The sequence below is a fragment of the Streptomyces sp. NBC_01261 genome (assembly GCF_036226385.1).
GTDB lineage: Bacteria > Actinomycetota > Actinomycetes > Streptomycetales > Streptomycetaceae > Streptomyces.
Map to the genome: position 1 here is coordinate 591,146 of NZ_CP108463.1, position 26,427 is coordinate 617,572.

A 26,427-nucleotide genomic window follows, 5' to 3' on the forward strand; every position below is an offset into this window, starting at 1 on the left:
CAGCACACGGCATGGTGACGGAGGTAGTGGAGAGCGATGGCAGAGGTGTCCGGACACGGTCCGCGCGAGCGGATGGTCTTCAGCGCGGCGCAGCTCATCCGGCGTGACGGGGTCGCCTCCACCGGTATGCGCGAGGTCGCCGCCCACGCGGGGGCTCCGCGCGGTTCGCTCCAGCACTACTTCCCCGGCGGCAAGGAACAGCTGGTCAACGAGGCCGTCGGCTGGGCGGGCCGGTACGCGGGCAAGCGCGTCGACCGTTTCCTGGCCGCGCTGTCCGAGCCGACGCCGAGCGGGCTGTTCGGCGAGATGGTGCGGCAGTGGACCGACGAGTACGAGAGCGCGGGTTTCGCGGGCGGCTGTCCCGTGGCCGCCGCGACGGTGGACTGTGCGGAGACGGTCCTCTCCACGCGGGAGGCCGCAGCCGACGCGTTCACCACCTGGACCGGGCCGGTGACCCGAGCCCTGGTCGACATGGGCGTGCCCAAGACGCGGGCGCGCTCGCTGGCCACGCTCATGATCAGCGCCCTGGAGGGGGCCATCCTCGTCGCCCGGGCCGAGCAGGACGTCCGAGCCCTGACGACTGTGGCCCGTGAACTCGGCCCGCTCCTCGACTCGGCGACGAGGGAGAACGGCTGACCGGGTCGCCCGCCGGGCCCCGGCGGGTTCGATGCCGTCCCCGGCGCACACGCCCTCGGCCGCGCCCAGGCCGAAGTCACCGGAGAACACCGACAGCCGGTCCCCCATCAACTGCTCGGCGGCACTCCGCTCCGTCGTGCACAGTTGTGGCGAGGCCGCCACTCTCTGTGCCGCAAAATGCGAACTCCGCTCCCGCAGCGAGAAGTCAGTAGAACTCGACGGTGTCCACCCGGTTGAGCATGCTGTGTCCGTCCAGGAGACGGGTGGCGTTGGCGGCGAAGAGTTCGGCGATGAGACGGTCCTCCGCCGCGTTGAGCGCGGCCGTGTGCGGGCTCACCAGCACCTGGTCATGGTTCCAGAGCGGGCTGGCGGCGGGCAGCGGCTCCGCCTCGAAGACGTCCAGCGCGGCGAAGCCACCTGCCCGCTGTCGAGGGCCTCGATCAGGGCGGCCTCGTCGACGACGTTCCCCCGCCCGACGTTGACGAGGGTCGCGCCCGGCCGCAGGGCGTCGAAGAACCGCTTGTCCAGCAGGTGTCGGGTCGCCTCGGTCCCGGGGAGCGTGTTGACGACGGCATCCACGGCCGGGGCCACCTCGACGAGCCGGTCGGGGCTCACCACCTCGGACACACCGGGGACGGTGACGTCCCGCCTGCTCGTGCCGACGACCCGGGCGCCCAGCGCGTGCAGTTTCGCGGCGACGACCCGGCCGATCCCGCCGAGGCCGAGGATGAGCACGGTCTGCTCGCTCACCTGCTTCATCGTCCAGCGGCCGCTCCACTCGCGAGCGCGCTGCTGACGGCCCAGGCGGGCAGGTCCTTGGCTCCGGCGAGGACACCGAAGAGGGCGAACTCGGCGAGCGGCTGGCCGTGGACACCGGCCGAGGTCGTGAAGGCCACCCGGTCGAGTTCCGCGGCGCCGAGTCCCGCCGCCTTGACCTGGCTGCCGCCGCCGGCCGCCATGGTGTGCACCCAGCGCAGCCGTGGGTTGGCCCGGACCGTGCGGGCCAACGCGGTCGGGTCGACGTCGGGGATGCCGTACAGCGCGTCGGCGGAGTCGAGGAGCGCTTCGTAGGCACCCTGCTGCCGAGGTGTTCGGCGCCAGGCCGGATCGCCCGCGAAGTCGGCGGGCCAGCGCATCGGCGGGAGGAGTGCCTGGTCGACGACGAGGTCGATGCGGGGCTCCAACTCCCTTACCCCAGCTCGGCCGCCGCGGCTTCTCCCTCAGACACACGCTTCTCGACGTAACGGTGGTGCATCCGCCACAGCGGATGCGTCCATGACCTCTCGGCCGCAGAAGTCACGCCTCTCCCCCCGAAGGTCAGCTGTGGAGCACACCCTACGAGCATCCACCGACAGCGCACTTGAAACAGACGAACGGACGGGCGCGTGCAGGCGTGCAGGCGTGCGGAGATAGCGACGCCAGCCGCCGACGCGGACGGTGCCGTGGGTGGCCACTTGGGGCAGGGGGCGTCGTCCCGTCCGTACCCGGACGCGACGTGGCGTCCATCGCTCGGCTGAGGGACTCTGCCCCTGATCCGGACGAGTGGTGGGTGTAAGACGGATCGATCGGCGCCCGGGGTGTTGCCGTGTTCGTGGGCCTGGGCCGGACCTGGTTCGTATCCGCCCAAGGCCACGGGGCTCGTCGCCCCGCACCGGCACGAGCGACGAGCAGGGAATCACCATGACCTTCTACTGCACGGATCCGAACTGCCCGTTCCAGCGGCCCGCGCGGATCGCCGGTCGCGCCGCGGCAACTCTGCCGGCCACCGGTAGCGCAGGAGCAACAACCCTGATGGCATATGAACTTGCCGTCCAGAATCCTGCAATGGCCATTGCATCCGCGGCAGCGGCTACGCTGCCCGGCACCTGCACCGCCACGGTCGCCAAGTGGCTCCGCAAGGGCCGCAACAACTCTTGAGCTGCCGCTGGTCGTAGCCGTCAAGCCAGTGTCGGCCGTCAAGAACTGCGACGGTTCGTGGACCGAGTAGCGGCTACGCGACGCGCCGCACGACGAGGATCGTGCCGTGCGTGGCGACCTTCGCCACCTCGACCCGTCCTGGACCTGGTCCCGCCGGCCGCCGAAGTCACGCACGTCATGGCCTGGACGGAGTGGGGCCACTCCGCCAACCTCCGACTCAGCGGCTTCACTTCACCCGACGCCTCATGGCCTCGGCCTGCCGCCGACGGTGTACGAGAGCCCGAACACCGGTGGCGTTCAGACCCGCGGGGCTTGATCGACGCCCACGGGTACGGTGGCGGAACAGGGCAAGTCGTCCGACCGGAGAGCCCACATGACCAACAGCCCGGCAGCCGTCGCAGAAGCGGCGTTTCAGTACTACAGGTCGCAGGATCGCGACGCGGCCTTCCCGCTCTACTCCGGCGATTTCACCTTCACGAGTCCGCAGGACGATCACATCGACAAGGCGGCCTTCTTCGAGCGGTGTTTCCCGACCGCCGACCGGTTCAAGGAGCAGCAGTTGCTGCACGTCACCGCCGCGGACGAAGAACTTGTCTTCGTCCAGTACGAGTACGAGCTCACGACGGGCGGCAGGTACCGCAACGTCGAGATGATCACTGTCCGGGACGGGCTCATCCAGGAGGTGCAGGTCTTCTTCGGCGGCAAAGTGTGAGCGGACCAGCGCCCCTGTGCCCCGAGATCGTGGTACGGCGATCTGGAGAGCTGCTCGGTAGGTGCCGCCTGATCAATTCTTCTGTCACTAAAGTTGTTGGACCTGATCCGCACCGGCATCCCGGGCGGCCCGGCTCACCTCGCCTTCGTTGACCTCTACCCGCTTCTGCAGCAACGGCTCGCCGCCCGCGGCCTGCCCCGGCCCGGCCAACGCGGAACCGGCACCGCCGACCGCCACCCGTTCACCAAGAACATGGCGATCAGACCCGCCGAACCGGCACCACCTGCTACCGCCGGCTCCGTATCACCCCCTGCCACCTCGCCAGCCGGACTCCCCAGCGAACAGGCACCGAACCCAGGCAACTCGTCGAGCGCATCCACGATGAGCATCGACGAGACCCTCCGCCTCAGCCACGCGCTGGTGAACGACTACCGCAGCGCGCAACTGGCGAGTCGCGGCCTGGAGTTGGTGGAGCGGCGGGCCGTTCGCCGGATCAAAGCAGCGCAGCATAGCCGTGCCACGGTCCTGGACCTGGGCCATCTCGTGCTGGAGCGGCTCCCAGCATCGCTCTACGAGCTCACCGACCTCACGGTGCTGAATCTCGGAGGCAACTGGCTGACCGAACTGCCGTCGGAACTTGTCCGGCTCACCAATCTCACGGAGCTGAGCCTGGACTACAACCCATTCACCAAGCTGCCGGACAGCATCGGGAACCTCACGGGCCTCACTTACCTGAGTGTCCACGGGTTCCGGCTTGAGACTTTGCCGGAGGGCCTCGGCCGCCTGAACAACCTTACCCACCTTGACCTTTCCGGCCAGACGCCAAGGACGCTGCCAAAGAGCATCGGCCAGCTCGCCCACCTCACCTACCTGGACCTCGGCGGAACCATGGAGCTCAGGTGGCCGCGGCCGACGGGGGAGGTCAACCGTCTCACCCAGAGTCGCACCCTTGTGACCGCGCTGATGAAGCGCACCCCCGGCCGGTTCATCGAGTTCGTCGGGGTCGCCTCCTCGTCAGCAGCCCGTGGGCTGACTGAACTGCCCGAGGAAATCGGCCGGCTCTCAAGGCTCACCCATCTCAACCTCTGCGAGAACAAGCTGACCACGCTGCCAAGGAGTATCGGCCGGCTCACCAACCTGACCCATCTGGATTTGCGCGAGAACAGGCTGACGGAACTGCCCGAGGAGATCGGCCAGCTCACCAACCTGGTCCACTTGGACCTCAGCGGCAACAGGCTGACTCGCCGACCGCTCGGCGTCATCGCCCAGCTCCCCCATCTCCAACTCCTGGGCATCGACGGAAATCCGTTCGACAGCTCGACTCCGGAGATCTCCTGAGCGTCTGGGCCTGCGCGTCACTCATCAAAGCTGTGGGATCGCATTTCGCCGACATCCGCTGCCGCCAGGGACTCATGGGCGAGCAGCACCTGCGTGATCGCGCCGAGTGTGTTCCAGTCGACCGTGGCACTCGTGAGCAGGTCGCCGAGCCGGGCATTTTCGACGTACGTACGCTCGGACTCCGCTCTCACTCCTTGAGCAGCGAGAGCGGAGCGCAGTTCGTCCAGTTCAGCCGCGTTCAACTGGAACGAGAACATGTGCGACCGGTGAGTGAAGAGGGTGTCGGCGACCTGCCGTGCCTGGTGTGCTCGCAACCGGGTCGGGCCGATGGCCAGCCCGGTCTCCTCGGTGAACTCGTCGGCCACGACGGCCCGCGGGTCAGCCATTCCGGCCAGACCGGAGCCGGCGGGCAGTTCGCGTACGTACCCGTCGTCGGCTGCGCGTGGAGTGCGGATCTGACGACGGCGTGGCCAGGACGTCGTGCAGAATGGCCACCCGAAGTCTCCTCGCCGGGTTGGACTCGGGCGGTTCGGCCTCTGCGGAGACCGCATCGCCTCGTGTCGCCCCGTATCCTTCGTGGTGTCTACGGCGTCAAATAGCGGGCGCCGAAAATGGAGGCAACACCCCGTGCTCATTGCTCAGCGTCCGTCCCTGACCGAAGAGGTCGTCGACGAGTTCCGCTCCCGGTTCGTGATCGAGCCGCTGGAGCCGGGCTTCGGCTACACCCTCGGCAACTCCCTGCGCCGTACGCTCCTCTCCTCGATCCCGGGTGCGGCGGTCACGTCCATCCGTATCGACGGAGTGCTGCACGAGTTCACCACCGTGCCGGGCGTCAAGGAGGACGTCACCGACCTGATCCTCAACATCAAGCAGCTCGTCGTCAGCAGTGAGCAGGACGAGCCGGTCGTGATGTACCTGCGCAAGCAGGGTCCGGGTCTGGTCACCGCCGCCGACATCGCGCCCCCGGCCGGTGTCGAGGTGCACAACCCCGACCTCGTCCTCGCCACGCTCAACGGCAAGGGCAAGCTGGAGATGGAGCTCACGGTCGAGCGTGGCCGCGGTTACGTCTCCGCCGTGCAGAACAAGCAGGTGGGCCAGGAGATCGGCCGGATTCCGGTCGACTCCATCTACAGCCCGGTGCTGAAGGTCACGTACAAGGTCGAGGCCACGCGTGTCGAGCAGCGTACCGACTTCGACAAGCTCATCGTCGACGTCGAGACCAAGCAGGCCATGCGTCCCCGCGACGCCATGGCGTCCGCCGGCAAGACCCTGGTCGAGCTGTTCGGGCTGGCGCGTGAGTTGAACTTCGAGGCGGAGGGCATCGACATGGGCCCCTCCCCCGTGGACACGGCGCTCGCCGCCGATCTCGCCCTGCCGATCGAGGAGCTGGAGCTCACGGTCCGCTCCTACAACTGCCTCAAGCGCGAAGGCGTTCACAGCGTGGGCGAGCTGCTGGCCCGCTCGGAGGCCGACCTGATGGACATCCGCAACTTCGGTGCGAAGTCCATCGACGAGGTCAAGGCGAAGCTGGCCGGCTTGGGCCTCGGCCTCAAGGACAGCCCGCCCGGATTCGACCCGACGACCGCGGTCGACACCTTCGCCACCAACGACGCGGACACGAGGTTCGTGGAGACCGAGCAATACTGAGCGGTAGGAACTGGGCATGCTGTGAACGGAGGTATTCCACTCCGTCATCATGATCAGCCCGGTAGTCGAGGCGGCGTTCCACAAACTTCAGCCGGGCCGGGCATCATCGCGGGTTTCCCAACCTTGTTGCGCTGAACGCGAGTTGGACACTCCTGCGGAACGACGAAGCTCCTGGTAGACGGGTTCTCGACCAAGATGACCCGTGTCCACCAGGAGCTTTGCGTGCTTCTCCACCCGTCCTCGATCGTTCTGTCCAGCCGCACCCTGCGATACATGAGCAGACAACTCACCGCCCGACAACGGGAGATCGGGACGCGGTGGCGGCGCCCGCCGAGCGGCCGCCAGGCCCTGCCGGCCCTGGCCCATCTGCGGTGCGGCGACACCTACGCCCAACTCGCCGCCGGGTTCGGCATCGGGATCGCGACCGTGTTCCGCTCCATACGCGAGGCTGTCGAGGTGCCGGCCGCCCTCGCACCGACCCTGGCCGAGGCGATGCAGACGATCCGGGCGAAGGCCTTCGTCATCCTCGACGGCACTCTGCTGCCGATCGACCGCATCGCCGCCGACACCCCGTACCAGTCGGGAAAACACAAACGCCACGGCATGAACGTCCAGGTCCTCACCGACCTTTCGGGCGCCTGCTCCGGGCCCCGCCCGGATCGGCCTACGACCGGACCGCGGCCCGGCAGCACGCAATGATCGAGGCCCTCGCCAACGTGGGACTCAAGTGCTGGGCGGACAAGGCATGTCAGGGGGCCGGCGAGGCCGTTCGGGTCCCGTTCCGGGGCCGCCGCCTCAAGCGATGCACCAACCGCATCACCGGCATGGTGAAGGCCGTCCTCGTCCTTCACCACGCATGAAGCTGAGGTTGGAAAAGGCGCACAGCCAGATCGATTCCCCTTTCCGGAAGGCCGTGCCGCCCTCTGCGTCGTATGACATGCGGGTGTTTTCCGGACTCGTTTCCATGGCACGTCGCCGACCGTCCCGACCAAGACCGTTCGCCCGGTCCACGCGTCCGGTCCGCATGAGACGGCTCCTCCGGGATACCCGTGGGCCGTGCTGAGAATCGGAATGATCGCGGTGGTCGTGGGTGCCACCCTCGCAGGCGCGGGTGTGGCCGTGACCGTGTCGCCCTGGTGGTGGCTGTTGGCGGTGCCACTCGCCGCGCTCGGCGTGATCGGTGTGTGGGACCTGGCCCAGCGGCGGCACTCGGTGCTGCGCAACTATCCGGTGATCGGGCACGCCCGCTTCCTGCTGGAGCGCATCCGTCCCGAACTCCAGCAGTACTTCGTCGAGCGGAACTTCGACGGCCGCCCCTTCGACCGGGACATCCGCAGCATCGTCTACGAACGGGCCAAGGGCACCGCCGCCGAGGAGCCGTTCGGGACCGAACGCGACGTGTACCAGGCGGGCTACGAATACCTGGTTCCCTCGATGGCCCCGCGCCCGGTGCCGGAAGACCCGCCGCGCGTACGCATCGGCGGCCCGGACTGCACCCGGCCCTACGACATGGCCCTGCTGAACGTCTCCGCGATGAGCTTCGGCTCGCTCTCCGCCAACGCCGTACTCGCCCTCAACCAGGGGGCCGCGGCGGGCGGGTTCGCGCACGACACCGGTGAGGGCGGGCTGTCGGAGTACCACCTGCGCCCGGGCGGCGACCTGGTCTGGGAGATCGGTACCGGGTATTTCGGCTGCCGGACCCAGGACGGGGACTTCGATGCCGGGGAGTTCGCCGAGAAGGCGTCGGGCGACAGCGTCCGGTGTGTGTCGCTCAAGCTGTCGCAGGGCGCCAAACCCGGTATCGGCGGTGTACTGCCGGGCGCCAAGGTGAACGCTGAGATCGCCAAGGTGCGGGACGTCCCCGAGGGACAGACGGTCATCTCACCGCCGTACCACAGCGTGTTCTCCACGCCTCGTGAACTCGTCCGCTTCATCGCGCGGATGCGGGAGCTGTCCGGCGGCAAGCCTGCCGGTTTCAAGCTGTGCCCGGGTTCACGGCGCCAGTTCCTCGCCGTGTGCAAGGCGATGATCGAGGAGGGCACCACGCCCGACTTCATCATCGTCGACGGCGCGGAGGGCGGCACGGGCGCCGCCCCGCTCGAATTCGCGGACCACGTCGGCACCCCGCTCACCGAAGGTCTGATGACCGTGCACAACGCCCTGGTCGGCGCCGGCCTGCGGGAGCAGATCCGGATCGGCGCGAGCGGCAAGATCGCCACCGGGACGGACCTCGTCAAACGCCTGATCCAGGGCGCCGACTACGGCAACGCGGCCCGCGCCATGATGTTCGCGGTCGGCTGCATCCAGGCCCAGCGCTGCCACACCAACACCTGCCCCGTCGGCGTCACCACCCAGGACCCGCGCCGGGCCCGCGCGCTGGACGTCGGCGACAAGGCCGCACGCGTACGACGCCTCCAGGAGGCCACCGTGGGCAGCGCCCTGCAGATCATGGCCTCCATGGGAGTCACCGACCCCTCCCAGCTCCGCCCGCACATGCTGCGACGACGCGTCGACCCACAGACCGTGCGCTCCTACGACGTGCTCTACGAGTGGCTCTCCCCCGGACAACTGCTGGCCGAGCCGCCCGCCGACTGGGCCGCCGACTGGAAGGCCGCCGACCCCGACCACTTCACCATCTGACCCGCACCCGCTGCACGATCCGACCTGGAGGAACTCCGTGGCACGAACCGTCGCCCGCGTCATCGTGGACGCCCTGAGCGAACTCGGCGTCCGCCAGGTGTTCGGCGTCGTGGGAGACGCGCTCAACCCCCTCACCGACGCCATCCGCACCACCGACGACGTGGAGTGGGTGGGCTGCCGCCACGAGGAGGCCGCCGCCTTCGCCGCGAGCGCCCAGTCCCAGCTCACCGACCGCCTCGGCGTGTGCATGGGCACGGTCGGCCCCGGTTCCGTCCACCTCCTCAACGGCCTCTACGACGCGGCCAAGAGTCGTACGCCCGTCCTGGCCATCGCCGGCCAGGTCCCCCTGTCCGAGCTGGGCAGCGACGCCTTCCAGGAAGTCGACAACGACCTGCTCTTCCGTGACGTGGCGGTCTTCCGCGCCACCATCACCGACCCCGACCAGCTGCCGCAGCTCCTGGAGACGGCGGTGCGCAACGCCCTGGGGCACAAGGGCGTCGCGGTCCTCACCGTGCCGGGCGACCTCGGCGACCGGGAACTGCACCACGACCGCCCGGCCCGCTTCTCCCTCACCACGCCCACCACCCGCCCCGAGGCGTCCGCCGTACGGCAGGCCGCCGACCTCCTCGACCACGCGGACCGGATCACCCTGCTCGTCGGGCAGGGCGCCCGCGCCGCCCGCGCGGACGTCCTCGCGCTGGCGGACCGCCTCGCGGCTCCGATGGTGCTGACGCTGAAGGCCAAGGAGGGCTTCGAGGGCGACAACCCCTTCCAGGTCGGCCAGACCGGTCTGATCGGCAACCCGGCGGCGGCCGCTGCCATGCACTCCGCGGACACCCTGCTTCTGCTGGGCACCGACTTCCCCTACCGCGACTGGTATCCCGAGGGCCGCAAGGTCATCCAGGTCGACACCGAACCGGCGCACATCGGACGCCGTGTCCCGGTGGACATCGGCCTCGTCGGCGACGTGGGTGCCACCGTCCGTGACCTGCTCGGCCAACTGGCCGCCCAGCCCGGCGAGTTGGGCGACCTGGACGGCGCACGCGACCGCGGGCACCTGGAGGAAGGACGGAAGCGTTTCCTGAGCTGGCGTGAGAGCCAAGCGCGCCTCGCCGACCCCGCACACGACAAGAGTCTGGTCGGCAAGGTCCGCTCCGCGCTGGACAACCGCGAACACGGCATCCGTCCGGAAGCGCTGGCCGCCGCCGTGGACCGCGGCGCGACCGACGACGCGATCTTCACCTCGGACACCGGAATGGCCACCGTCTGGCTGTCCCGCTTCGTCGAGATGCGCGGGAAACGTCGACTGATCGGCTCCTACAACCTGGGCTCCATGGCAAACGCCATGCCGCAGGCACTCGGCGCGCAGTACCTCGACCGGGACCGCCAGGTCGTCGCCTTCTGCGGCGACGGTGGCCTGAGCATGCTCCTGGGCGACCTCATGACCCTCAAGTCCTACCAACTGCCTGTCAAACTCGTCGTCTTCGACAACCGCCGCCTCGGCATGGTCAAGCTGGAACAGGAGCAGGCGGGACTCCCCGAGTTCGGTACGGTCCTGGACAACCCCGACTTCGCCGCCGTCGCCACCGCCCTCGGCATCACCGGCATCCGCGTCACCGACCCCGCCGACCTCGACGACGCCGTACGCCGCGCCTTCGCCACCCCCGGCCCCGTCCTCCTCGACGTCCTCACCAACCCGGACGAGATCGCCGTACCCGCCAAACCCACCGTCGAACAGGGCTGGGGCTTCGCCGTCGCCAAGATGAAGGAACTCCTGCGCAGCCACGGCGACGAAACCCAGCACTGACCACGGCAGCCGCCTTCGCCTTCTCTGGTGCCGCTTGTGCGGTGTCGCCGGTGACCGTGACCGCGGAGCGGGTATGGAGCGGCGCGCGCCACCTCTCCGTCGTGGCCGCTGTCGTGACGTCTGCTCCGACAAGCGGTGAGGCGTCCTTGCCCGGGTACACGAACACACGATCAGACGGTGGCAGGAGAACGCCGGTTGGGCCTGCCGGAAACACCGACGAAGGACAGAGGTGAGCACCCATGACAGCAGAAGGCTCCCCTCGCACCGACAGTGGAGCGCAGGAACCGGTCGGCGACCTGATCCAACATGCCTCGAAGCAGTTGTCGCGGCTGTTCCACGACGAACTGCGCCTGGCTCAGGCGGAGATGACTCAGAAGGGCAAGCGGTTCGGCAGGGGCGGCGGCACTGATCGTCACCGTTGACTTGGCCGCCGACGCCGGAACAGACCATTGACAGCGTCAAGGCCGACGTGGCCGAAATCAAGGAGAGGGCACAGCGATGACCGAGGACAAGCCGCACACGGGCGATGAGGCAACACCCTCCACGGAGGAACTGCGTGAGCAGGTCGAGGCGACGCGCGAGGAACTCGGCGAGACCGTCGAAGCGCTCGCGGCCAAGGCCGACGTCAAGGCCCGCGCCCAGGAGAAGACGGACACCGTCAAGCAGCAGGTCGAGGAGAGGACGACACAGGCCAAGGCCCAACTGCGGGACACTGCATCACACGTGGTTCATGTGGTGCAGGACAAGACCCCGGAGCCGGTGCGGGCCAAGGCCGCCGCGACCACGGAGCAGGTCCGGGACAAGGCAGCCCATGCCGGTCGGCTCGCCTGGGAGAACACTCCGGAGCCGGTACGCGAGAAGGCCGGCCAGGGCCTGCGGGCGGCACGGGCCAACCGCGCCCCGCTGCTCGCCGCGGCCGGTGCACTCATCGCGCTGCTGTTCATCCGCCGCTCCAGGAAGCACCGATGAAAGCGAGCAAGATCGCTTACAAACCACTCGGCCTGGCCATGGGCGCCCTCAGCGGCATGCTGGCAGGTGCGGCATTCAAGCAGGTCTGGAAACGGCTCGGCCATGACGATGACACCCCCAACGCCACCGACGAGCATCGCACCTGGCCCCAGGTCCTGTCGGCAGCCGCCCTGCAAGGAGCGATCTTCGCCGGTGTCAAAGCCGCCGTCGACCGTGGCGGCGCCACCGCCACCCGTCGGCTGACCGGCACTTGGCCCGGCTGATCACTCCTGTCGGCGTCCCCCGCAACCCGAAGGCGGTCAGACGCCGACAGGCAGCCGAACTTCCGGTAGGGAGAAATCGTCCACCTCCTCCAGCGGGCGTTCCTCCTGCACGGCGGGCATCAACGAGCACTCCAACCGCAGATCGCTGGTGCGACTTCCAACCGACCGCGCCTACGGGTGCGTGTCCGTGATCGCGATGACCTCGTCGAGGCGGTCCAGAGCAGCCTGCATGTCGTCGATCTTGGCCTGGATGCGGTCCCGCTCAGCGCGCAGCATGGCTCGTCGATCGGCGTCGGTGTGCCCGGAGTCCCAGCGCGGAAGGAGTTCGGTGATCCTTCGGCTGGTGAGGCCCGCGGCGAACATCTGCTGGAGGAAACAGACCAAGGCGACGGCGTCCTGCCGGTAGAGGCGCCGGCCGGATGGGCTGCGCTCCGCGATGAGCAGCCCCTGCTGCTCGCAGTAGCGCACGGCGCGTACCGAGACGTCGGCACATGTGGGCAACGCTGCTGTTCAAAATCGTCTCGCCGGTGTCCGAGTTCACGCGGTACAGCGGCTCCCGGCACTCGGGCTTCGCGCGTCGGAACGCGGTCCCGTACAACTGCTTGAACGTCGCGGGCATTGGTGGCCGGTGTTCTGCGAGATACGACGGCTCCTTCCTTGCCGCTGCCCCATAGTCGCAGGGGCCACCGACAGCGCACCGGAGAGATCGACTGCCCGTGATGTCCACCCGGGTGAAAGGCCGACGTTGACCCCACCAAGTGCCGACTGCGGCTGAACGGCCGTCGCCTTCCCCGGTTCTAGCCCCGATCTCGTGATTGGCCGTCAGCTCCTGCTGGCGGCCGATCTGCGTTCGGCGGTGATTCCAGGGTGTGCCGGAGCCCCGGCTGTCGCGTCAGGTGGGTGCGGTGCTACTCGTAGGGACGGGAACGTGCTGGTCAGTCCGGGTTCGGAAGGGTTGCGAGTCGCTGGATCGCCCCTGTGGTCACATCGGTCCAAGGCCACGGGCGGGCGAACCTAAGGTGCTGGCCGGGGGGGCGGTGGTGGTGGTGACCAGCTGAGTCGCGGCGGAGGGCAAGCGGATTCGCAGGCGGCGGGCATCTGCGGGTCGAGGGCGCTCTCGACCAATCCGGGTGGGCGGGCGGTTTCGGATCAAAGGTGAGCGGGCCGGGACGGCCGGCGCTTACTCCGGAGGCTGAATCGCATGATCACTTTGGTTCTGATCGGGTTGCTGGGAGGACTGATCACAGCCGTGTCGCCGTGCATCCTGCCGGTGCTTCCGGTGGTGTTCCTGGCAGGAGGCCCAGGAGGGCAGACAGGTGCGGGTGCGGGGCCCCCTGGCGAGGCGAGGCCAACTGCGGACGGGCGCCCCGGTCCCAAGAACGGCGACGGGGCCGGCGCGGCGGTGTCGGGTGACGTCCTCGTGGCCGGTCCGCCGACCCCCGCGCCCGCTCGCAACCGCCGCCCCTACGCCGTCGTCACGGGCCTGGTGCTGAGCTTCAGCTTCTTCACTCTGCTCGGCGTGACGATCATCTCCGCGCTCGGTCTGCCCGACGACATCCTGCGCTACGTCGGTCTGGTGATGCTGGTCCTCATCGGCATGGGGCTCGTGTTCCCGCCGGTGGAGCGGCTGTTGGAGAAGCCGTTCGCGCGGATCCCGCAGCGCCAGGTCAACAAGGAGGGCAGCGCGTTCGTCCTCGGCCTCGGTCTGGGTCTCCTCTACGTCCCCTGCGCCGGCCCCGTGCTGGCGGCCATCACCGTGGCCGGTGCGCGCGGTGAACTGAGCCTGGACATCGTGGCGTTGACCGTCTCCTTCGCCGTGGGCACGGCGCTGCCGCTGCTGGTGTTCGCCCTCGCCGGACGGCGGGTGGCCGAGCGGATCGGCGCCTTCCGCAAGCGGGCCAGGAAGCTGCGGATCGTCGCGGGATGCCTGATGATGGCGCTCGCGCTCGCCCTGGCCTTCAACGTCACCGACGCGATCCAACGGGCGCTGCCGGACTACACCTCGGCGGCGCAGAAGAAGATCGAGGACAACGACGTAGCACGTCAGAAGCTGTCCGGTCTATACGACAACTCCAACAAGGAACTCTCACGCTGCGAGGACGGGGTGGACGAGTTGCGTTCGTGCGGGCAGGCGCCGCCGATCGCCGGGATCTCGAAGTGGCTGAACACTCCTGACGGGCAGCCGGTCGATCTGAAGCAGGAGCGCGGCAAGGTCGTACTGATCGATTTCTGGACCTATTCGTGCATCAACTGCCAGCGCAGCCTGCCGCACATCGAGGCGTGGAACCGCGCCTACAAGAGCGCCGGTCTTGAGATCATCGGGGTCCACTCCCCTGAGTTCGCCTTCGAGAAGAACGCCTCCAACGTCGCAAGCCAGGCACGGAAGTTGGGCGTCACCTATCCGGTGGCCCTCGACAACAAGCTGACGACCTGGGACAACTACCGCAACCGGTTCTGGCCCGCGAAGTACCTGATCGACGCCAACGGCACCGTGCGCTACTTCAAGTTCGGCGAAGGCCAGTACGCGCAGACCGAGGACCTCATCCGCACGCTCCTCAAGCAGGCGAACCCGAATGTCCAACTCCCCCCGAAGACCGGGCAGAAGGACGTCTCGCTCACCAAGGACCGTACTCCGGAGACCTACCTGAGCAACCAGCGCATCAGCGGCTACGTAGGCGACCCGCTCCAGGACGACAAAGCGACGACCTACCACTTCGCCCGTGACATCCCGGTCAACAGCCTTTCCCTGGACGGCACTTGGACCGCCGGGTACCAGTACTTCACCGCGGGCGACAGCGCCCGCCTCGCCTTCACCTACCGGGCGAAGAACGTCAACCTGGTCCTCGGCGGCAAGGGCACGGTCACCGTCCTCGTCGACGGCAAGACGGTGAAGACGGTCCCGGTGTCGGGGACCCCCACCCTGTACCGCCTGGTCGACGAGAAGACGGCCCGCACCGCGCACCTCGAACTCAGGCTCACACCCGGCATCCAGGCGTACTCCTTCACCTTCGGGTGACCCCGGCCCTGCCCAACTACGCGCCCGCCCCAGGACGTTGCGACGCCTGGGGCGGCCGTCGTTCTGGGCCGGTGAGGACGATGGCGAGGGTGGTCACCGTCCTGGCTCGGCGTCGGCACGGGTCGCTTCGGGCATCGTTGCGGGATCTGGGGTCTTGGGGGGCTCGCCGGCGAGGGTGAAGGTGATCCGGGCGCCGTCCCGGTAGTCGGGGTCGACGGAGATGGTGCCGCCGTGGAATTCGACGATCTTCTTGCACATGGCCAGGCCGATGCCGCTGCCGTCGTAGGCGTCCTTGGTGTGCAGGCGCTGGAAGATCACGAACACCTTGTCGACGTACTCGGGGCCGATACCGATGCCGTTGTCGGTCACCGTGAACCGCCACAGTTCGCCGTCCTGGGCGGCCGTGATGTGGATGGCGGGTGGCTGGCCGGGGCGGTGGAACTTGACGGCGTTGCCGATCAGGTTCTGCCAGAGCATGCCCATCTGGGTGGGGTCGGCGATCAGCGAGGGCAGCGGATCGTGCGTGATGGACGCCTCGCTCTCCTCGATGCTCATGCTCAGAGAGGACAGGGCCTGCCGCAGTACCGCGCCGAGGTCGAGGCTCTGGAGTTCGTGATGGACGCGGCCGACGCGGGAGAAGTCCAGAAGGTCGTTGATGAGGACCTGCATGCGGTTCGCGCCGTCGACCGCGTAGTCGATGTACTGGTCGGCACGGGCGTCCAACTGCCCTCCGTAGCGGCGCTGGAGGAGCTGGGTGAAGCTGGAGACCTTGCGCAGCGGCTCCTGCAGATCGTGGGAGGCGACGTAGGCGAACTGTTCCAGTTCGGCGTTGGAGCGTTGCAGGTCGGCCGCCTGTGCGTGGAGGCTCACGCGTGCTTCTTCGGTGAACGCCAGCTCCCGTACCAGGCGCCGGCGCATGAAGTCGATCTCGCCGCTGAGCCGACGCAGGTCCGCCGGCCCGGTGGGGGTGATGGGATGTGCGAAGTCGCCGCCGGCGATGGCGCGGGCGTCCGCCCCGAGCTGGCCCAGGGGTGTGGTGATGCCGCGGCGCAGTCCTTCGAAGACCAGCACGCTCAGGGCGGCGATGACGAGCGCGATCGCGGCGAAGACCCAGTTGCGCAGCAGCATCGTGGAGGAGAGGTCGCTCGCGGCCTGCGTCCGCTCCGCCCGCAGGCGTTTCTGCTGGCCGGCCAGGGCGGCACGGAGCGCGTCGAAGTCCGTCTTTCCCGCCGCGGCGCGTTCGGTGGCCAGTGGTGAGGGACTTCCGGCGGGTGCGGCGGCGATCGGGCGGGCGACCCGTGCCTGCCAGGTCTCGGCGGCATCCCGCACGGCCTTCAGATCCTTCAGGCCGGTCGCGTCACCGTGGAGCAGCTTCGTCAGGCGTACGGTGCTGGTTGCCTGGTCGGCGAGTCCCTGCCGGTAGGGGGCGAGGAAGTCGGCGGTGCCGGTGAGGCCGTACCCGCGGATGCCGGTCTCCTGGTTCAGCAGCGCCGCTTCCAGTTGCAGTGCCGCGCTCAGGGCGGGAGATTTCACGTTCACGAGGTTCTCGGTGATCGACCCCGTCCGTTGCAGCATCCACGCTCCCGTCACCCCCAGGAAGGCCAGGGCCGTCAGCGAGACAACCGCCCCGACGCGAAGCCACCGCCGGGTGGTCCAGGCGGACAACGCACTCGCCCGCGATCTCGTGCTCCCGCTCATCCCCACTGCCCCTCCGCTGTGACGGCCGCCTGCACCTTACGGGGGCAGCGGCCACTGTAGAGGATGTACGACAACTGCAGTTGTCGAACGATCAGCCCGGGGCCTAGGGTGCGGACCATGCCCGGCAAGGACTTCGCTCTGCAGACCACCCCCGAGGAGACGGCAGCCGTCGCGGACGCCGCGGTCGGGCGACTTGCCAGGCGCCTGGCCCTCCAACTCCTGGACGACGCCCCGTCCCCGCCGCAGGAGTATCCGGCGGCGCAGCCACTGGCCCTGCTGTACCTGCTGGACCAAATTCAGCACGCCGCCGAACGTCTCCAACGGGACGCGGCCGTCGCCGCGGCCCGCACGGGCGCCGGCTACCCACAGATCGGCGCCGCCTGCGGCCTGACCCGCCAGGGCGCACGGCGCCGCTGGCCAGGACTCTTCCCCAACTCTCGCGAAGCACCCCTGGAGCATCCGATGATGACCACCCCCGCACGGCCCTTCGACGTCCTCCTCGTCGAGGACGACATGGCCGACGCCCTGCTCATCGAGGAAGCCCTCAGCGAGCGCGGCGCCCGCAACCTGGTCCAGGTCACCGACGGAGTCGCCGCACTGGAACATCTCCGCGACTCCGCCACCGCGCGCCCGGACCTGATCGTCCTGGACCTGAACATGCCCCGGATGAACGGACGCGACCTCCTGCGGATCCTCAAGACGGATGAGAACCTCCAGACCATCCCCGTCGTCGTGCTCACCACCTCCACCGCGCCCGACGACGTCGCCGGCGCGTACAACAGCCACGCCAACGCCTACGTGAGCAAGCCCGTCAACCTGGACGAGTTCGAGCACGCGGTCCAGAGCATCGACGCCTTCTACCTCGACACCATCACCCGCCCGCCCCGCCCCTGACGGGGGGCCTGCGGCTGTTTGGCCGGGGCGCCGGCGGCGGGACAGACGTGCGGCGGGGGAGGTGTGCTCCGCAACTGTCTGCGGCACGGGGCTGTGGCCAAGCTCAGAGGGTGAGCGCGGACCAAGCCTGCCAGGCGCTGTGGAGGTCGGTGTGCCAGTGCAGGCGTCCGTCGTCGGTCGTGTGGGAGCGCAGCAGTTCCGGCGCGAGGAGATGCACGGTGTGGGGTCCGTCCGGCCACGGTGGATCCGGCAGGAACTCGGCCACGGGGCACCGGAGTTGACGTAGATCCAGTCCTACCACCGTAGCGTCGGCGCATCGGGCGGTCAGCTCGGCGCGCAGGGTGCGGCCGGTGGCCGGGGTCAGCGTGCCGGCCACCGCGCACCACAGCCGGGTGCCCGAGACGGCGAGGACGCGAACGCGGAAGAGTGCCGACATGTGCTGGCTCCGTCATCTCTCATGATGTTCCGCTGGCGGTAGGGAAGTTGGGTACAGCGGTGAGGGGCGGGGCAAGTGCCCCGCCCCTCACCGGCTCCCCGTCACAGGAGTCGTGCGGCCGGGCACCGCGATGTCGGGTGCCCGGTCCTGCTGGTGGTGGTCCGTCAGCTGGTGGGCATCAGGACGGTGTCGATGATGTAGACGTTGGCGTTGGCCGTCTTGACGTTGCCGCAGACGACCTTCGCGGAGTCGTTGACCATGTAGTTCTCACCCGAGCCCGAGGTGGTGACCTTCGACTTCTCCAGCGTGGTGAAGGAGCCCTTCTCCAGCTCCTTGGGCGTCAGCTGCTGACCCACGACGTGGTAGGTGAGGATCTTGGTCAGCTGGGCCTTGTCGTTGAGGACCTTGTCCAGGGTGGCCTTCGGGATCTTCGCGAAGGCGTCGTTGGTGGGCGCGAACACCGTGATGCCCTGGGCGTTGTTGAGGGTGTCGACCAGACCGGCCTTCTTCACCGCGGCGACCAGCGTGGACAGCGCGGGGTTGTTGGAGGCGGCGGTGGCGACCGGGTCCTTGGCCATGCCGTCGAAGGAGCCGGCGCCGCTCTTCGGGACGCCGGAACAGGCGGTGCCGAAGGGCTGGTCGGCGGTCGTGGCGCCGGCGTTGTTCATGCTGTCGCTCGAAGCGGAGGCGGACGCCTTGGTGGAGGCGTCGGACTTCGCGGAGTCGCTGCCGCTGCTGCCGCATGCACTGAGGGCCAGCGGAAGCACGGCGGAGGCGGCGAGGACGACGGCGGTACGGCGGATACGGGTGCTCATGGTTTTTCTCCTGTTGAGGGTGCGGCGCGTGCCGCCTGTGGACGGGGAAGACGAAAAGCGTTCGAGGTCTGCCGACCGGCCGGAGGAAATCGCCGAACGCCGGAAGAATTCCGGGTGGTTCGCGTTTTCCTTCTCGTTGTCGGTCACGTGGGGAATCCGGTTCCGAAAGCTCGGCGGATTGGCCGTTTGCCCGATCGGATGAATATTTTTCTCAGACCAATCCGCACCCTGACCGGCTACGGATATATGGGTCGCCGGGATTCGGTTCCGCCGGTGGTTCCCGTTTCCGCACCCGTCCACCGCGGTGTCCGTGACGGATTACCTGTGCGAGTGAAAGGAGCTGATGTGCCATGGAACGCACCTGCGTGAGCTTCGCTCCCGCACCGGAGAACGGTCTGTGTCCCGTGCGCGGTGCCGTGCGCGACCAACTGGAACGGTGGGGCCGCGGCGAACTCACCGACGACGCCGTGCTCGTCGTCAGCGAGCTGCTCGGCAACGCCTTCGGACACGGCACGACACCGGTCCGCCTGTCGCTCGCTCTGCACGAGCGGGCCGGTCACCAGTCGCTGATGATCCAGGTCAGCGACAGCAGCCCGGGCTTCGACACGAAGGCGATCCGGTCCGGTTGGACGCGTCCGTCCGCCGCCCTGAGCGGCGGCGGACGGGGACTCCTGCTGGTCGAGGCGCTCTCCCGAGCGTGGGGTGACCGGCACTACCGCCGGGGCCACACGGTCTGGGCCGACCTGCCGCGCGGCATCGCCTGACGGCGGACACGGCCCCGCCGAACCGCGGGGCCGTCTCCCCTCAGGCGGAGAAGCGGGTCAGGGCGAGCGGCGTGGTCGTGGGCCGCTTCGAGCCGCCCGCGGGTTCGACGGTGATGCCCATACCCGAGGCCCCGTCCACCGCGCCCCGTAGCAGGACGGCCTGGTCGGCGCGGTCGGGGTTCATCAGGCCGGCCGGCCGCATCGTGCCGCTCTCGTCGAACCAGAGCTGGTAGACCTTCCCGGCCGGCGCGTGAGCCATCCCCGAGACCACGAACACCGCCCGGTCCCGGCTGTGCGAGACGACGACCGTGCCTTTGGCATCCCCGGGCAGCGGCACGACCTGTGCCCGGGCATCCGGCGCGGCGAGCACGGCGCTGATCCGCGTCGTCCCCTGTTCGGCCCGGTGTGCCTGGGCGAGCGCGCTCTCGGCCCGCTGGTGCTGCCATACGGCGGTTCCGCCGAGCGCGGCGGCAGCGGCGAGGCAGGCGGCCAGCGCCCACCGCGACAACAGCCGGCCCCGCCGCGCCGTGCGGCCGGAGCGGAGCAGCGGGGTGCCGGCCGGGGCCTCCTGACGGACCGCGGTGATACGGCCCAGGACCCGCTCGCGCATCTCCCGGCGGGGTTCCACGGACACGGCGAGGCCCAACCGGGCCACCGTGGCGGACAGTTCGGCGGTCTCCTGGGCGCAGGCCTCACAGCCCACGAGGTGCCGCTCGAACGCCTCGCGTTCCTCGTCGGACAGGGCGTGCAGGGCGTAGGCGCCGGTCAGCAGGTGCAGGTCAGCGGTGATCACGCGGTCACTCCCAGGCAGTCGCGGAGCCGGATGAGGCCGTCTCTCAGTCGGGTTTTGACGGTGCCGAGCGGCAGCGTGAGCGCCTCGGCGACCTGGCGGTAGGTCAGTCCCCGGTAGTAGGCGAGAGTGACGGCCTGGCGCTGGATCTCGGTCAGCGTCCGCAGACAGCGCCGTACCTGTTCCCGCTCCAGCCGGGTCTCGACCTGCTCGGTCACCTCGTCGAACTCCGGGGTACGGGCCAGCAGCGCCGCCTTGTGGTCCCGAGCCGCCGCGGCCTCCACCGAACGCACCCGGTCGATGGCCCGGCGGTGGGCAAGAGTGAGGATCCAGTTCATGGCCGTCCCGCGGTCCGGGCGGTAACACGGGGCGGTACGCCACACCTCCACCAGGACCTCCTGCGCGACCTCCTCCGACTGCGCGTGGTCGCGCAGCACAGCACGGGCCACACCGAGAACCGGGCTCACGACGACGTCGTAGACAGCGGCGAACGCGTCTTCGTCCCCCAAGGCCACCCGGCCCACCAGCTCCTGCAAATCTGGCCGCATCGACGGATTTCGACCGAAACTGATGGCTTCTTTCACAAGGATCCTTCGTGAGCGGGACATCTCCGGACGTAATCCGATCCTGAACCCCACCGAGGATTGGTCCCGGAGCATCACGAGCTTCCCCAGACGGACCCATCTGGAGCGCGGGCGGCTCGACGGGACATCTCCGGCCTGGGGAGCGTCTGTCCTGCGATCGGGTGAATGGCAGTCCTTCGACCAAGCCGTCAGGCGTGCCGTACCGGAGTGACTAGTGAGGGCCGGAAACAGCGGCCCCCTGCCGCGGGCACGAGCCGTGTGTCCGGCAGCAGTGAAGCTGGACGAGGTCCCTGTCTCCGGTCCGCAGTCGTTAACGGGGCGGCGCGGACCGGACGATCCCCTCGCCCTGACCGGGGGTCATGTCACCTCGGTCAGGAGCGGCAGTGGCGGGGGGATCCGCGCGGGTGGCGGTTTCGGCACCGCCACCCGCGGCGCCTCCACATGGGCGAAGAGGCGGTGCCCAGGCTCGGTTCAGGGCTGTTTCACCGTTCGGCCCAACAGATCCCACCGTGTCGGAATCGGATTCCCCGTCGGATGGCGGCCCCGAAATCCCCACCCTGCCTGTGAATTGACCGCCGGCGAATTCCCTTCGGGCCGGGGTGCGGAACGCGCCTGTCGTCTGCCCGGCCTCGGACGTGCTTTTCTTCTGCTCGCGCAGTACTGCGTGGTGGTGTGTCCGGGCCGGCAGTCCCCGTTGCCTTTTCTGTCGTCCTGGTCAGTGCGAATTCGTTCGCCGCGGTGCCGACCGTCAATCCGCCCAGCCCCCAAACCTCCGCCGTCCGGTCCTCCGGGCAGCGGGTGGAACCCACAGTTGGAAGGAACTCCGTGAAGGCAACGACCCCCGGGCCCCGTTCGCGACGTGTCCTGGACCATTCCCTGCTCGTCCTCGGTACCGGTGCGCTGGCGACCGCGCTGGGTGTCCTGACGCTGGCTCCCGGCGTCAGTCAGGCGTCCAGCCACCGTGAGGCACCGCTCATCGCCGGCGACCCGCGGGCCGACAACACCGACGTGTACGCGTTCACCAGCCCCGACAAGACCGACACGGTCACCCTCGTGGCGAACTGGATCCCGTTCGAGGAGCCCAACGGCGGCCCGAACTTCTACGCCTTCGCGGATGACGCGCGCTACAACATCAAGATCGACAACAACGGTGACGGCAAGGCGGACGTCACCTACACCTGGCGCTTCCGCAACCTGGTCCGCGACTCGGCGGGCCAGTTCCTCTACAACACCGGCCCGGTCACCTCGTTGACCGACCCGGACCTGAACTTCCGCCAGGTCTACGACCTGGTCGTCACCGAGGGCGGACGAAGCAGGGTCGTCAAGTCCGACGTACCGGTGGCACCGTCCCGGGTCGGCGCCGCGTCGATGCCGAACTACGGCGCGCTGCGGGCGAGCGCGGTCCGCGGTCTGCCCGGCGGAGGCAGCACGTTCGCCGGCCAGGCGGACGACCCGTTCTTCGCGGACCTGAGGGTCTTCGACCTGCTCTACGGCGGCAATCTGTCCGAGCGCGGACAGGACACGCTGGCCGGGTACAACGTCAACTCCGTCGCCCTGCAGATCCCCAAGAAGCAGCTCGCGCTGCGGGGCAACGCCTCGCGCAACCCGGTGGTCGGCATCTGGTCCACGACCGACCGCAAGGGCGTGCAGATCTCCGATTCCCGCACCCGCCACGACAAGTGGCGCCAGGTCTCGCGCCTGGGCAACCCGCTGGTCAACGAGGTCGTCGTCCCGCTCAAGTACAAGGACGCCTTCAACACCCTCAACCCGGACCAGGACCGTACCGTCAAGCCGGTCGTGGCCAAGGTCTACGACCCGATCCTGCCCAAGCTGATCCAGAAGGTCTACGGCGTCCCGGCGCCCGCCGTGCCCCGCAACGACCTCGCCGAGATCTTCCTGACCGGCATCTGCAAGGTGTGCGGTCCGATCAAGGCCGACCTCAACGCCCACCGGCTGAACAAGGACGCGAACCTCAGGCAGATCGTGCCCGCCGAGGAACTGCGCCTGAACATGGCCGTGGCACCCACCGCCCAGCCTCAGCGGTACGGCGTGCTCGCCGGTGACCTGGCCGGGTTCCCCAACGGCCGCCGTCTCACCGACGACGTCATCGACATCTCGCTCCAGGCGGTCGAAGGCGCGGCCCAGACCGGCACGCTGGTGCCGGCGCTGGCCGACGGCGACAAGGTCAACGCCAACGAGGTGCCCTTCGGCACGTCGTTCCCGTATCTGGCGCTGCCCCACACCAAGTCCGTGAACAGCGGACCCGTGGGTGACCAGACCCGGCAGTCCGCGCTGCGGACCTCCGGTGTGGCCGGGGTCGGCGCGCTGGGTTCCCTGCTGCTCGGCATCGGCGGCTGGCGACTGCGCCGCCGCAACTCGGCGGTCTGACCGCCGAGTTCACGGTCTGTGCCGGTGCCCGGCCCCCGTTACCGCGGGCCGGGCACCGGCTTCATCCGCAGGGAGCACCTCATGCACGCACAAGCCTCCGCGCATCCCGCATCGCCGACACGCGCCCGGATGCGCAACACCGCCGTCGTCCTGACCCTGGGCGCGGTCATGTTCACCGTGGGCGCCGTCGGCCTGGCCCCGGTGAACGGCGGCGCACCAGAGCCGGCCGTACACCTGTCCCCTCCGCGCGGCACGCTCGCGGCTCTCCAGTTCCGCGTGCGGCACACGCCCCTCGACTCCGGCGCGTGGGCCGCCCTGGGCATGTCCTACGTCCAGCAGGCCCGCACCACGGCCGACCCCGCCACCTACGGGCGCGCCGAGAAGGCCCTGCGCCGGTCGCTGACGGTCCAGCCCGCCGACAACGCCAACGCGCAGATCGGCATGGGCGCGCTCGCGGCGGCCCGCCACGACTTCCCCAGCGCCCTGAACTGGGCCCGGAAGGCGACCAGGAGCGCCCCGTACAACCCGGTCGCCTACGGAGTCCTCGCGGACGCCTACACGCAACTCGGCCGGTACCCCGCCTCTTACCAGGCCGTTCAGCGCATGAACGACCTGCGCCCGGACGCACCCGCCCTGGCCCGCGCCTCCTACACCTTCGAACTGCGCGGCCGGACCGGCGAAGCAGCCGCCCTGATGCGCCGCTCACTCGACGCCGCCTCCACGACCGGTGAACGGTCCTTCGCCCACGCCGTGCTGTCCACCCTCGCCCTCCAGACGGGCGACCCACGCCAGGCGTACCGGGAAGCCCGGACCGGGCTGCGCGACGCACCCGGCGACTCGGCGCTCCTCGAAGCCAGCGCCCGCGCCCAGGCTGCCCTGGGCAGAACCCGGCAGGCCATCGCCGACTATCAGGCCGCGATCGCCGTGGCCCCGCTCCCCCACTACCTGCTCGGGCTGGGTGAACTCGAACAGTCCCTGGGCCACACCGATCAGGCCGAGGCCCAGTACGCGGTCCTGCGCGGACAGGAGACCATCCGCCGCTCCGGCCGCACCCCGGCCGACACGGACGCGATCCTCTTCGAGGCCGACCACGGCAGCCCCGCACAGGCGGTCACGATGGCCCAACACGCCCTGAAGACACGGGGGTTCATCGCCGTGCACGACGCCTGCGCCTGGGCACTGCACCGCGCCGGAAGGGACCGCGAAGCACTGCGGCAGGCCGACCAGGCCCTCGCGCTCGGCACCCGCAGCGCGCTCTTCCTCTACCACCGGGCGGTGATCCGACACAGCCTCGGCGACGACGCCGAAGCCCGGGCCGACCTCGAAGCCGCCCTGCGCACCGAACCCCACTTCCATCCCCTGCACGCCCCCGCGGCGCGTGCCCTGCTCCGGCGGATCGACACCACCCCATGAACCACACCCTGCGACGCGCCACGCTCACCGCGGCCTCGATCGCACTCGCCTGCGCCTGCGGTCTGCCCACCGCGAGCGCCGCGCCGGCCCACCCCCTGGGCAACTTCACCGTCAACTACCACACCGGTCTCACCCTGCGCCCCGACCGCATCGACGCCACCGTCGTCGTCGACCGCGCGGAGATCTCCACCCTCCAGGAACATGCCCTGATCGACACCGACCACGACGGCACGGTCACCCCCGACGAAGCACGCGTCTACGCCGACGCCGCCTGCCCCGCCCTCGAACACCGGGTCCAGGCCACTGTCGCCGGAAACCGGGTCGGCTGGACAGCGGTCTCGTCAGGGCTGACCTACCAACGGGGCCAGGCCGGCCTGAAGACCAGCCGCCTCACCTGTACCGCCACCGCCCGGGCCGACCTGTCCCACCCCGTCGACATCGCCGTCCGCACCGGCTACGACACCCGGCGCATCGGCTGGCGCGAGATGACCGTCCGCGGCGACGGCATCCGCGTCACCGGCACCGACCTGCCCGCCGTGTCTCCCACGGACGAACTGCGCCACTACCCCCGCGACCCGGCCGCCAGCCCGCTGAACCAGCACACGGCCCGACTGCACAGCCGGCCCGGCAGCACCACCGCGACGACCCCCGGCAGCAGCCCACTATCGGGCCCGGGCTGGTTCACCAGCCTGCTCGACAGAACCTCAGCCGTCTTCGACTCACTCGTCGGCGCCCGCCAACTCACCCTGCCCATCGGGCTGTTGGCACTTCTGCTGGCCTTGGTGCTCGGTGCCTCGCACGCCATGCTCCCCGGACACGGAAAGACCATCATGGCGTCCTACCTCGCGGGCCGCCGAGGCACCCGACGCGACGCGGTCACCGTCGGTACGACCGTCACCCTCACGCACACCACGGGAGTGCTCGTCCTCGGACTCGCGCTCCCGGCGGCCACCCACCTGGCCGGCGAGACCGTCCTGTCCTGGCTCGGAGCGGCGAGCGGCGTGATCGTCAGCGGCATCGGCCTGTGGCTCCTCAGCGCCGCCCTCCGCAAGAAACCCCAAGCCGGCCACCACCATGGGCACGGCCACCACCATCACGACCACGGCGATCACGAACACCACGTCCACGACCACGTCCACCTGCTCCCACGGCGCCGCACACCGCACACTCCCCACGCCCCGAAACCGTCCGAGCACACCAGCGTGGCCACCCTCACCACACCACCGGACACCACCGCGGTCACCCCCGCCCACCACCACCATCACCCCGCACCGCGCCCCACCGGGCGAGCCGGCCTGATTGGGATGGGCATCGCCGGCGGCCTCGTCCCCAGCCCGTCCGCCCTCGTCGTCCTGCTCGGCGCCGTGGCCCTGGGCCGCACCGCCTTCGGCGTCCTCCTGGTCTTCGCCTACGGTCTCGGCATGGCCGGAACCCTCACCCTCGTCGGCCTGCTCCTCGTACGCCTGCGCGGACACCTCGAAGCACGCGGCACCCGTGCGTCCCTCAGCGGCCACACCGCCGTACGCCTGCTCTCCCGCATCGGCCCCACCGCGACAGCCCTCCTGGTCATCGCCGTCGGCCTCGGCCTCACCGTCCGAGCGGTCACCGGGGCCGGGTGAATCCCGCCGTCCGGCCGGAGGCCGAGCCGGGCCATACGCCCGGCCGGCCAACGGGGCATCAGCTTCACCGCAGTCGCCGTC

24 protein-coding genes and 3 pseudogenes are annotated in these 26,427 nt (G+C 69.4%); 16 read left to right on the plus strand and 11 right to left on the minus strand.

Features of this window, described 5'->3' with window-relative positions:
• The first annotated feature begins 36 nt into the window (after window positions 1-36).
• Window positions 37-636: a TetR/AcrR family transcriptional regulator gene (locus tag OG226_RS02455; protein WP_329347639.1), complete on the plus strand. Its 600-nt coding sequence runs from the start codon at window positions 37-39 to the stop codon at window positions 634-636.
• 205 nt (window positions 637-841) lie between these two features.
• Here OG226_RS02455 and OG226_RS02460 read toward each other — a convergent pair whose 3' ends face one another.
• From OG226_RS02460 to OG226_RS02470, 3 genes and pseudogenes are all read right to left on the minus strand, one after another.
• Window positions 842-973, minus strand: coding sequence for a hypothetical protein (locus OG226_RS02460; protein WP_443067033.1), 132 nt, complete (start codon window positions 971-973; stop codon window positions 842-844).
• Window positions 974-1,015: 42 nt separating this feature from the next.
• Window positions 1,016-1,395 (minus strand): annotated as a pseudogene (locus tag OG226_RS02465) (NAD(P)-dependent oxidoreductase); the annotation flags it as partial.
• On the minus strand, window positions 1,392-1,820 hold the full coding sequence (locus OG226_RS02470; protein ID WP_329347641.1) for a hypothetical protein: 429 nt from the start codon (window positions 1,818-1,820) through the stop codon (window positions 1,392-1,394). The pseudogene OG226_RS02465 and the gene OG226_RS02470, both read right to left, overlap by 4 nt.
• A gap of 1,106 nt (window positions 1,821-2,926) precedes the next feature.
• Between OG226_RS02470 and OG226_RS02480 the strand changes: the two genes are divergently transcribed.
• Together OG226_RS02480 and OG226_RS02485 are read left to right on the plus strand one after the other, a co-directional pair.
• Entirely contained in the window at window positions 2,927-3,265 is a 339-nt protein-coding gene (locus OG226_RS02480) for a nuclear transport factor 2 family protein (protein ID WP_329347643.1), read from the plus strand.
• Window positions 3,266-3,361: 96 nt separating this feature from the next.
• Window positions 3,362-4,603 (plus strand): leucine-rich repeat domain-containing protein, encoded by a 1,242-nt coding sequence (locus tag OG226_RS02485; RefSeq protein ID WP_329347645.1) that lies wholly within the window; start codon window positions 3,362-3,364, stop codon window positions 4,601-4,603.
• Window positions 4,604-4,620: 17 nt separating this feature from the next.
• On the opposite strand, the gene OG226_RS02490 is transcribed toward OG226_RS02485, so the two are convergent.
• Complete coding sequence (locus tag OG226_RS02490) at window positions 4,621-4,989, minus strand: hypothetical protein (RefSeq protein ID WP_329347646.1); 369 nt, start codon at window positions 4,987-4,989, stop codon at window positions 4,621-4,623.
• Between the two features lie 241 nt (window positions 4,990-5,230).
• Between OG226_RS02490 and OG226_RS02495 the strand changes: the two genes are divergently transcribed.
• From OG226_RS02495 to OG226_RS02525, 7 genes and pseudogenes are all read left to right on the plus strand, one after another.
• Window positions 5,231-6,250 (plus strand): DNA-directed RNA polymerase subunit alpha, encoded by a 1,020-nt coding sequence (locus tag OG226_RS02495; protein ID WP_329347647.1) that lies wholly within the window; start codon window positions 5,231-5,233, stop codon window positions 6,248-6,250.
• 222 nt (window positions 6,251-6,472) lie between these two features.
• Window positions 6,473-7,110, plus strand: a pseudogene (locus tag OG226_RS02500) (transposase family protein).
• Window positions 7,111-7,321: 211 nt separating this feature from the next.
• Complete coding sequence (locus tag OG226_RS02505) at window positions 7,322-8,890, plus strand: FMN-binding glutamate synthase family protein (protein ID WP_443066980.1); 1,569 nt, start codon at window positions 7,322-7,324, stop codon at window positions 8,888-8,890.
• A 37-nt stretch (window positions 8,891-8,927) separates the two neighbouring features.
• Window positions 8,928-10,697, plus strand: coding sequence for a thiamine pyrophosphate-dependent enzyme (locus OG226_RS02510; protein WP_329347649.1), 1,770 nt, complete (start codon window positions 8,928-8,930; stop codon window positions 10,695-10,697).
• 239 nt (window positions 10,698-10,936) lie between these two features.
• Window positions 10,937-11,119, plus strand: coding sequence for a phage holin family protein (locus tag OG226_RS02515; RefSeq protein ID WP_443066852.1), 183 nt, complete (start codon window positions 10,937-10,939; stop codon window positions 11,117-11,119).
• Between the two features lie 76 nt (window positions 11,120-11,195).
• Window positions 11,196-11,666 (plus strand): DUF3618 domain-containing protein, encoded by a 471-nt coding sequence (locus tag OG226_RS02520; RefSeq protein WP_329347650.1) that lies wholly within the window; start codon window positions 11,196-11,198, stop codon window positions 11,664-11,666.
• The gene (locus OG226_RS02525) at window positions 11,663-11,929 is read left to right on the plus strand and encodes a DUF4235 domain-containing protein (RefSeq protein WP_329347651.1); all 267 of its coding nucleotides are present in this window, start codon (window positions 11,663-11,665) and stop codon (window positions 11,927-11,929) included. The genes OG226_RS02520 and OG226_RS02525 overlap by 4 nt, the downstream gene beginning before the upstream one ends.
• Before the next feature lie 171 nt (window positions 11,930-12,100).
• On the opposite strand, the gene OG226_RS02530 is transcribed toward OG226_RS02525, so the two are convergent.
• Window positions 12,101-12,430, minus strand: a complete 330-nt coding sequence (locus OG226_RS02530; RefSeq protein ID WP_329347652.1) for a MerR family transcriptional regulator — start codon at window positions 12,428-12,430, stop codon at window positions 12,101-12,103.
• Window positions 12,431-12,864: 434 nt separating this feature from the next.
• A pseudogene (locus OG226_RS51475) lies at window positions 12,865-13,028 on the minus strand (IS1380 family transposase); the annotation flags it as partial.
• A 102-nt stretch (window positions 13,029-13,130) separates the two neighbouring features.
• Between OG226_RS51475 and OG226_RS02535 the strand changes: the two are divergent.
• Window positions 13,131-14,945, plus strand: coding sequence for a cytochrome c biogenesis protein CcdA (locus OG226_RS02535; protein WP_329347653.1), 1,815 nt, complete (start codon window positions 13,131-13,133; stop codon window positions 14,943-14,945).
• A 93-nt stretch (window positions 14,946-15,038) separates the two neighbouring features.
• Here OG226_RS02535 and OG226_RS02540 read toward each other — a convergent pair whose 3' ends face one another.
• Window positions 15,039-16,643 carry a CHASE3 domain-containing protein gene (locus OG226_RS02540; protein WP_329347654.1) on the minus strand — a complete coding sequence of 535 codons (1,605 nt, stop codon included), beginning with the start codon at window positions 16,641-16,643 and terminating at the stop codon, window positions 15,039-15,041.
• 117 nt (window positions 16,644-16,760) lie between these two features.
• On the opposite strand from OG226_RS02540, the gene OG226_RS02545 reads away from it, so the two are divergent.
• Entirely contained in the window at window positions 16,761-17,537 is a 777-nt protein-coding gene (locus OG226_RS02545; RefSeq protein ID WP_329347655.1) for a response regulator, read from the plus strand.
• A 103-nt stretch (window positions 17,538-17,640) separates the two neighbouring features.
• Here OG226_RS02545 and OG226_RS02550 read toward each other — a convergent pair whose 3' ends face one another.
• Entirely contained in the window at window positions 17,641-17,973 is a 333-nt protein-coding gene (locus OG226_RS02550; protein WP_329347656.1) for a hypothetical protein, read from the minus strand.
• A 164-nt stretch (window positions 17,974-18,137) separates the two neighbouring features.
• The gene (locus OG226_RS02555; RefSeq protein WP_329347657.1) at window positions 18,138-18,788 is read right to left on the minus strand and encodes a fasciclin domain-containing protein; all 651 of its coding nucleotides are present in this window, start codon (window positions 18,786-18,788) and stop codon (window positions 18,138-18,140) included.
• A gap of 350 nt (window positions 18,789-19,138) precedes the next feature.
• Here OG226_RS02555 and OG226_RS02560 point away from each other — a divergent pair, with 350 nt between their 5' ends.
• Window positions 19,139-19,552, plus strand: a complete 414-nt coding sequence (locus OG226_RS02560; protein ID WP_329347658.1) for an ATP-binding protein — start codon at window positions 19,139-19,141, stop codon at window positions 19,550-19,552.
• 40 nt (window positions 19,553-19,592) lie between these two features.
• Here the strand turns inward: OG226_RS02560 and OG226_RS02565 are convergent, their stop codons facing one another.
• Both OG226_RS02565 and OG226_RS02570 read right to left on the minus strand, forming a co-directional pair.
• Window positions 19,593-20,345, minus strand: a complete 753-nt coding sequence (locus OG226_RS02565; RefSeq protein ID WP_329347659.1) for an anti-sigma factor — start codon at window positions 20,343-20,345, stop codon at window positions 19,593-19,595.
• Window positions 20,342-20,926: a sigma-70 family RNA polymerase sigma factor gene (locus tag OG226_RS02570; protein WP_329347660.1), complete on the minus strand. Its 585-nt coding sequence runs from the start codon at window positions 20,924-20,926 to the stop codon at window positions 20,342-20,344. Before OG226_RS02570 ends, OG226_RS02565 begins: the two co-directional genes overlap by 4 nt.
• Window positions 20,927-21,751: 825 nt before the next feature.
• On the opposite strand from OG226_RS02570, the gene OG226_RS02575 reads away from it, so the two are divergent.
• From OG226_RS02575 to OG226_RS02585, 3 genes are all read left to right on the plus strand, one after another.
• Window positions 21,752-23,314 (plus strand): DUF4331 domain-containing protein, encoded by a 1,563-nt coding sequence (locus OG226_RS02575; RefSeq protein ID WP_443066853.1) that lies wholly within the window; start codon window positions 21,752-21,754, stop codon window positions 23,312-23,314.
• Between the two features lie 81 nt (window positions 23,315-23,395).
• A complete protein-coding gene (locus tag OG226_RS02580) occupies window positions 23,396-24,727 on the plus strand; it encodes a tetratricopeptide repeat protein (RefSeq protein WP_329347661.1) in 1,332 nt (443 codons plus the stop codon).
• Window positions 24,724-26,346 carry a HoxN/HupN/NixA family nickel/cobalt transporter gene (locus tag OG226_RS02585; RefSeq protein ID WP_329347662.1) on the plus strand — a complete coding sequence of 541 codons (1,623 nt, stop codon included), beginning with the start codon at window positions 24,724-24,726 and terminating at the stop codon, window positions 26,344-26,346. Before OG226_RS02580 ends, OG226_RS02585 begins: the two co-directional genes overlap by 4 nt.
• Window positions 26,347-26,427: the final 81 nt, after the last annotated feature.

What these genes read in the sequence shown, in the direction of transcription:
- OG226_RS02455 (WP_329347639.1), top strand. Translation starts at nt 37, where the DNA reads ATGGCAGAGGTGTCCGGACACGGTCCGCGCGAGCGGATGGTCTTCAGC.
- OG226_RS02480 (WP_329347643.1), top strand. Translation starts at nt 2,927, where the DNA reads ATGACCAACAGCCCGGCAGCCGTCGCAGAAGCGGCGTTTCAGTACTAC.
- OG226_RS02490 (WP_329347646.1), bottom strand. Translation starts at nt 4,989, where the DNA reads ATGGCTGACCCGCGGGCCGTCGTGGCCGACGAGTTCACCGAGGAGACC.
- OG226_RS02505 (WP_443066980.1), top strand. Translation starts at nt 7,322, where the DNA reads ATGATCGCGGTGGTCGTGGGTGCCACCCTCGCAGGCGCGGGTGTGGCC.
- OG226_RS02515 (WP_443066852.1), top strand. Translation starts at nt 10,937, where the DNA reads ATGACAGCAGAAGGCTCCCCTCGCACCGACAGTGGAGCGCAGGAACCG.
- OG226_RS02520 (WP_329347650.1), top strand. Translation starts at nt 11,196, where the DNA reads ATGACCGAGGACAAGCCGCACACGGGCGATGAGGCAACACCCTCCACG.
- OG226_RS02525 (WP_329347651.1), top strand. Translation starts at nt 11,663, where the DNA reads ATGAAAGCGAGCAAGATCGCTTACAAACCACTCGGCCTGGCCATGGGC.
- OG226_RS02535 (WP_329347653.1), top strand. Translation starts at nt 13,131, where the DNA reads ATGATCACTTTGGTTCTGATCGGGTTGCTGGGAGGACTGATCACAGCC.
- OG226_RS02540 (WP_329347654.1), bottom strand. Translation starts at nt 16,643, where the DNA reads ATGAGCGGGAGCACGAGATCGCGGGCGAGTGCGTTGTCCGCCTGGACC.
- OG226_RS02545 (WP_329347655.1), top strand. Translation starts at nt 16,761, where the DNA reads ATGCCCGGCAAGGACTTCGCTCTGCAGACCACCCCCGAGGAGACGGCA.
- OG226_RS02550 (WP_329347656.1), bottom strand. Translation starts at nt 17,973, where the DNA reads ATGTCGGCACTCTTCCGCGTTCGCGTCCTCGCCGTCTCGGGCACCCGG.
- OG226_RS02555 (WP_329347657.1), bottom strand. Translation starts at nt 18,788, where the DNA reads ATGAGCACCCGTATCCGCCGTACCGCCGTCGTCCTCGCCGCCTCCGCC.
- OG226_RS02560 (WP_329347658.1), top strand. Translation starts at nt 19,139, where the DNA reads ATGGAACGCACCTGCGTGAGCTTCGCTCCCGCACCGGAGAACGGTCTG.
- OG226_RS02580 (WP_329347661.1), top strand. Translation starts at nt 23,396, where the DNA reads ATGCACGCACAAGCCTCCGCGCATCCCGCATCGCCGACACGCGCCCGG.
- OG226_RS02585 (WP_329347662.1), top strand. Translation starts at nt 24,724, where the DNA reads ATGAACCACACCCTGCGACGCGCCACGCTCACCGCGGCCTCGATCGCA.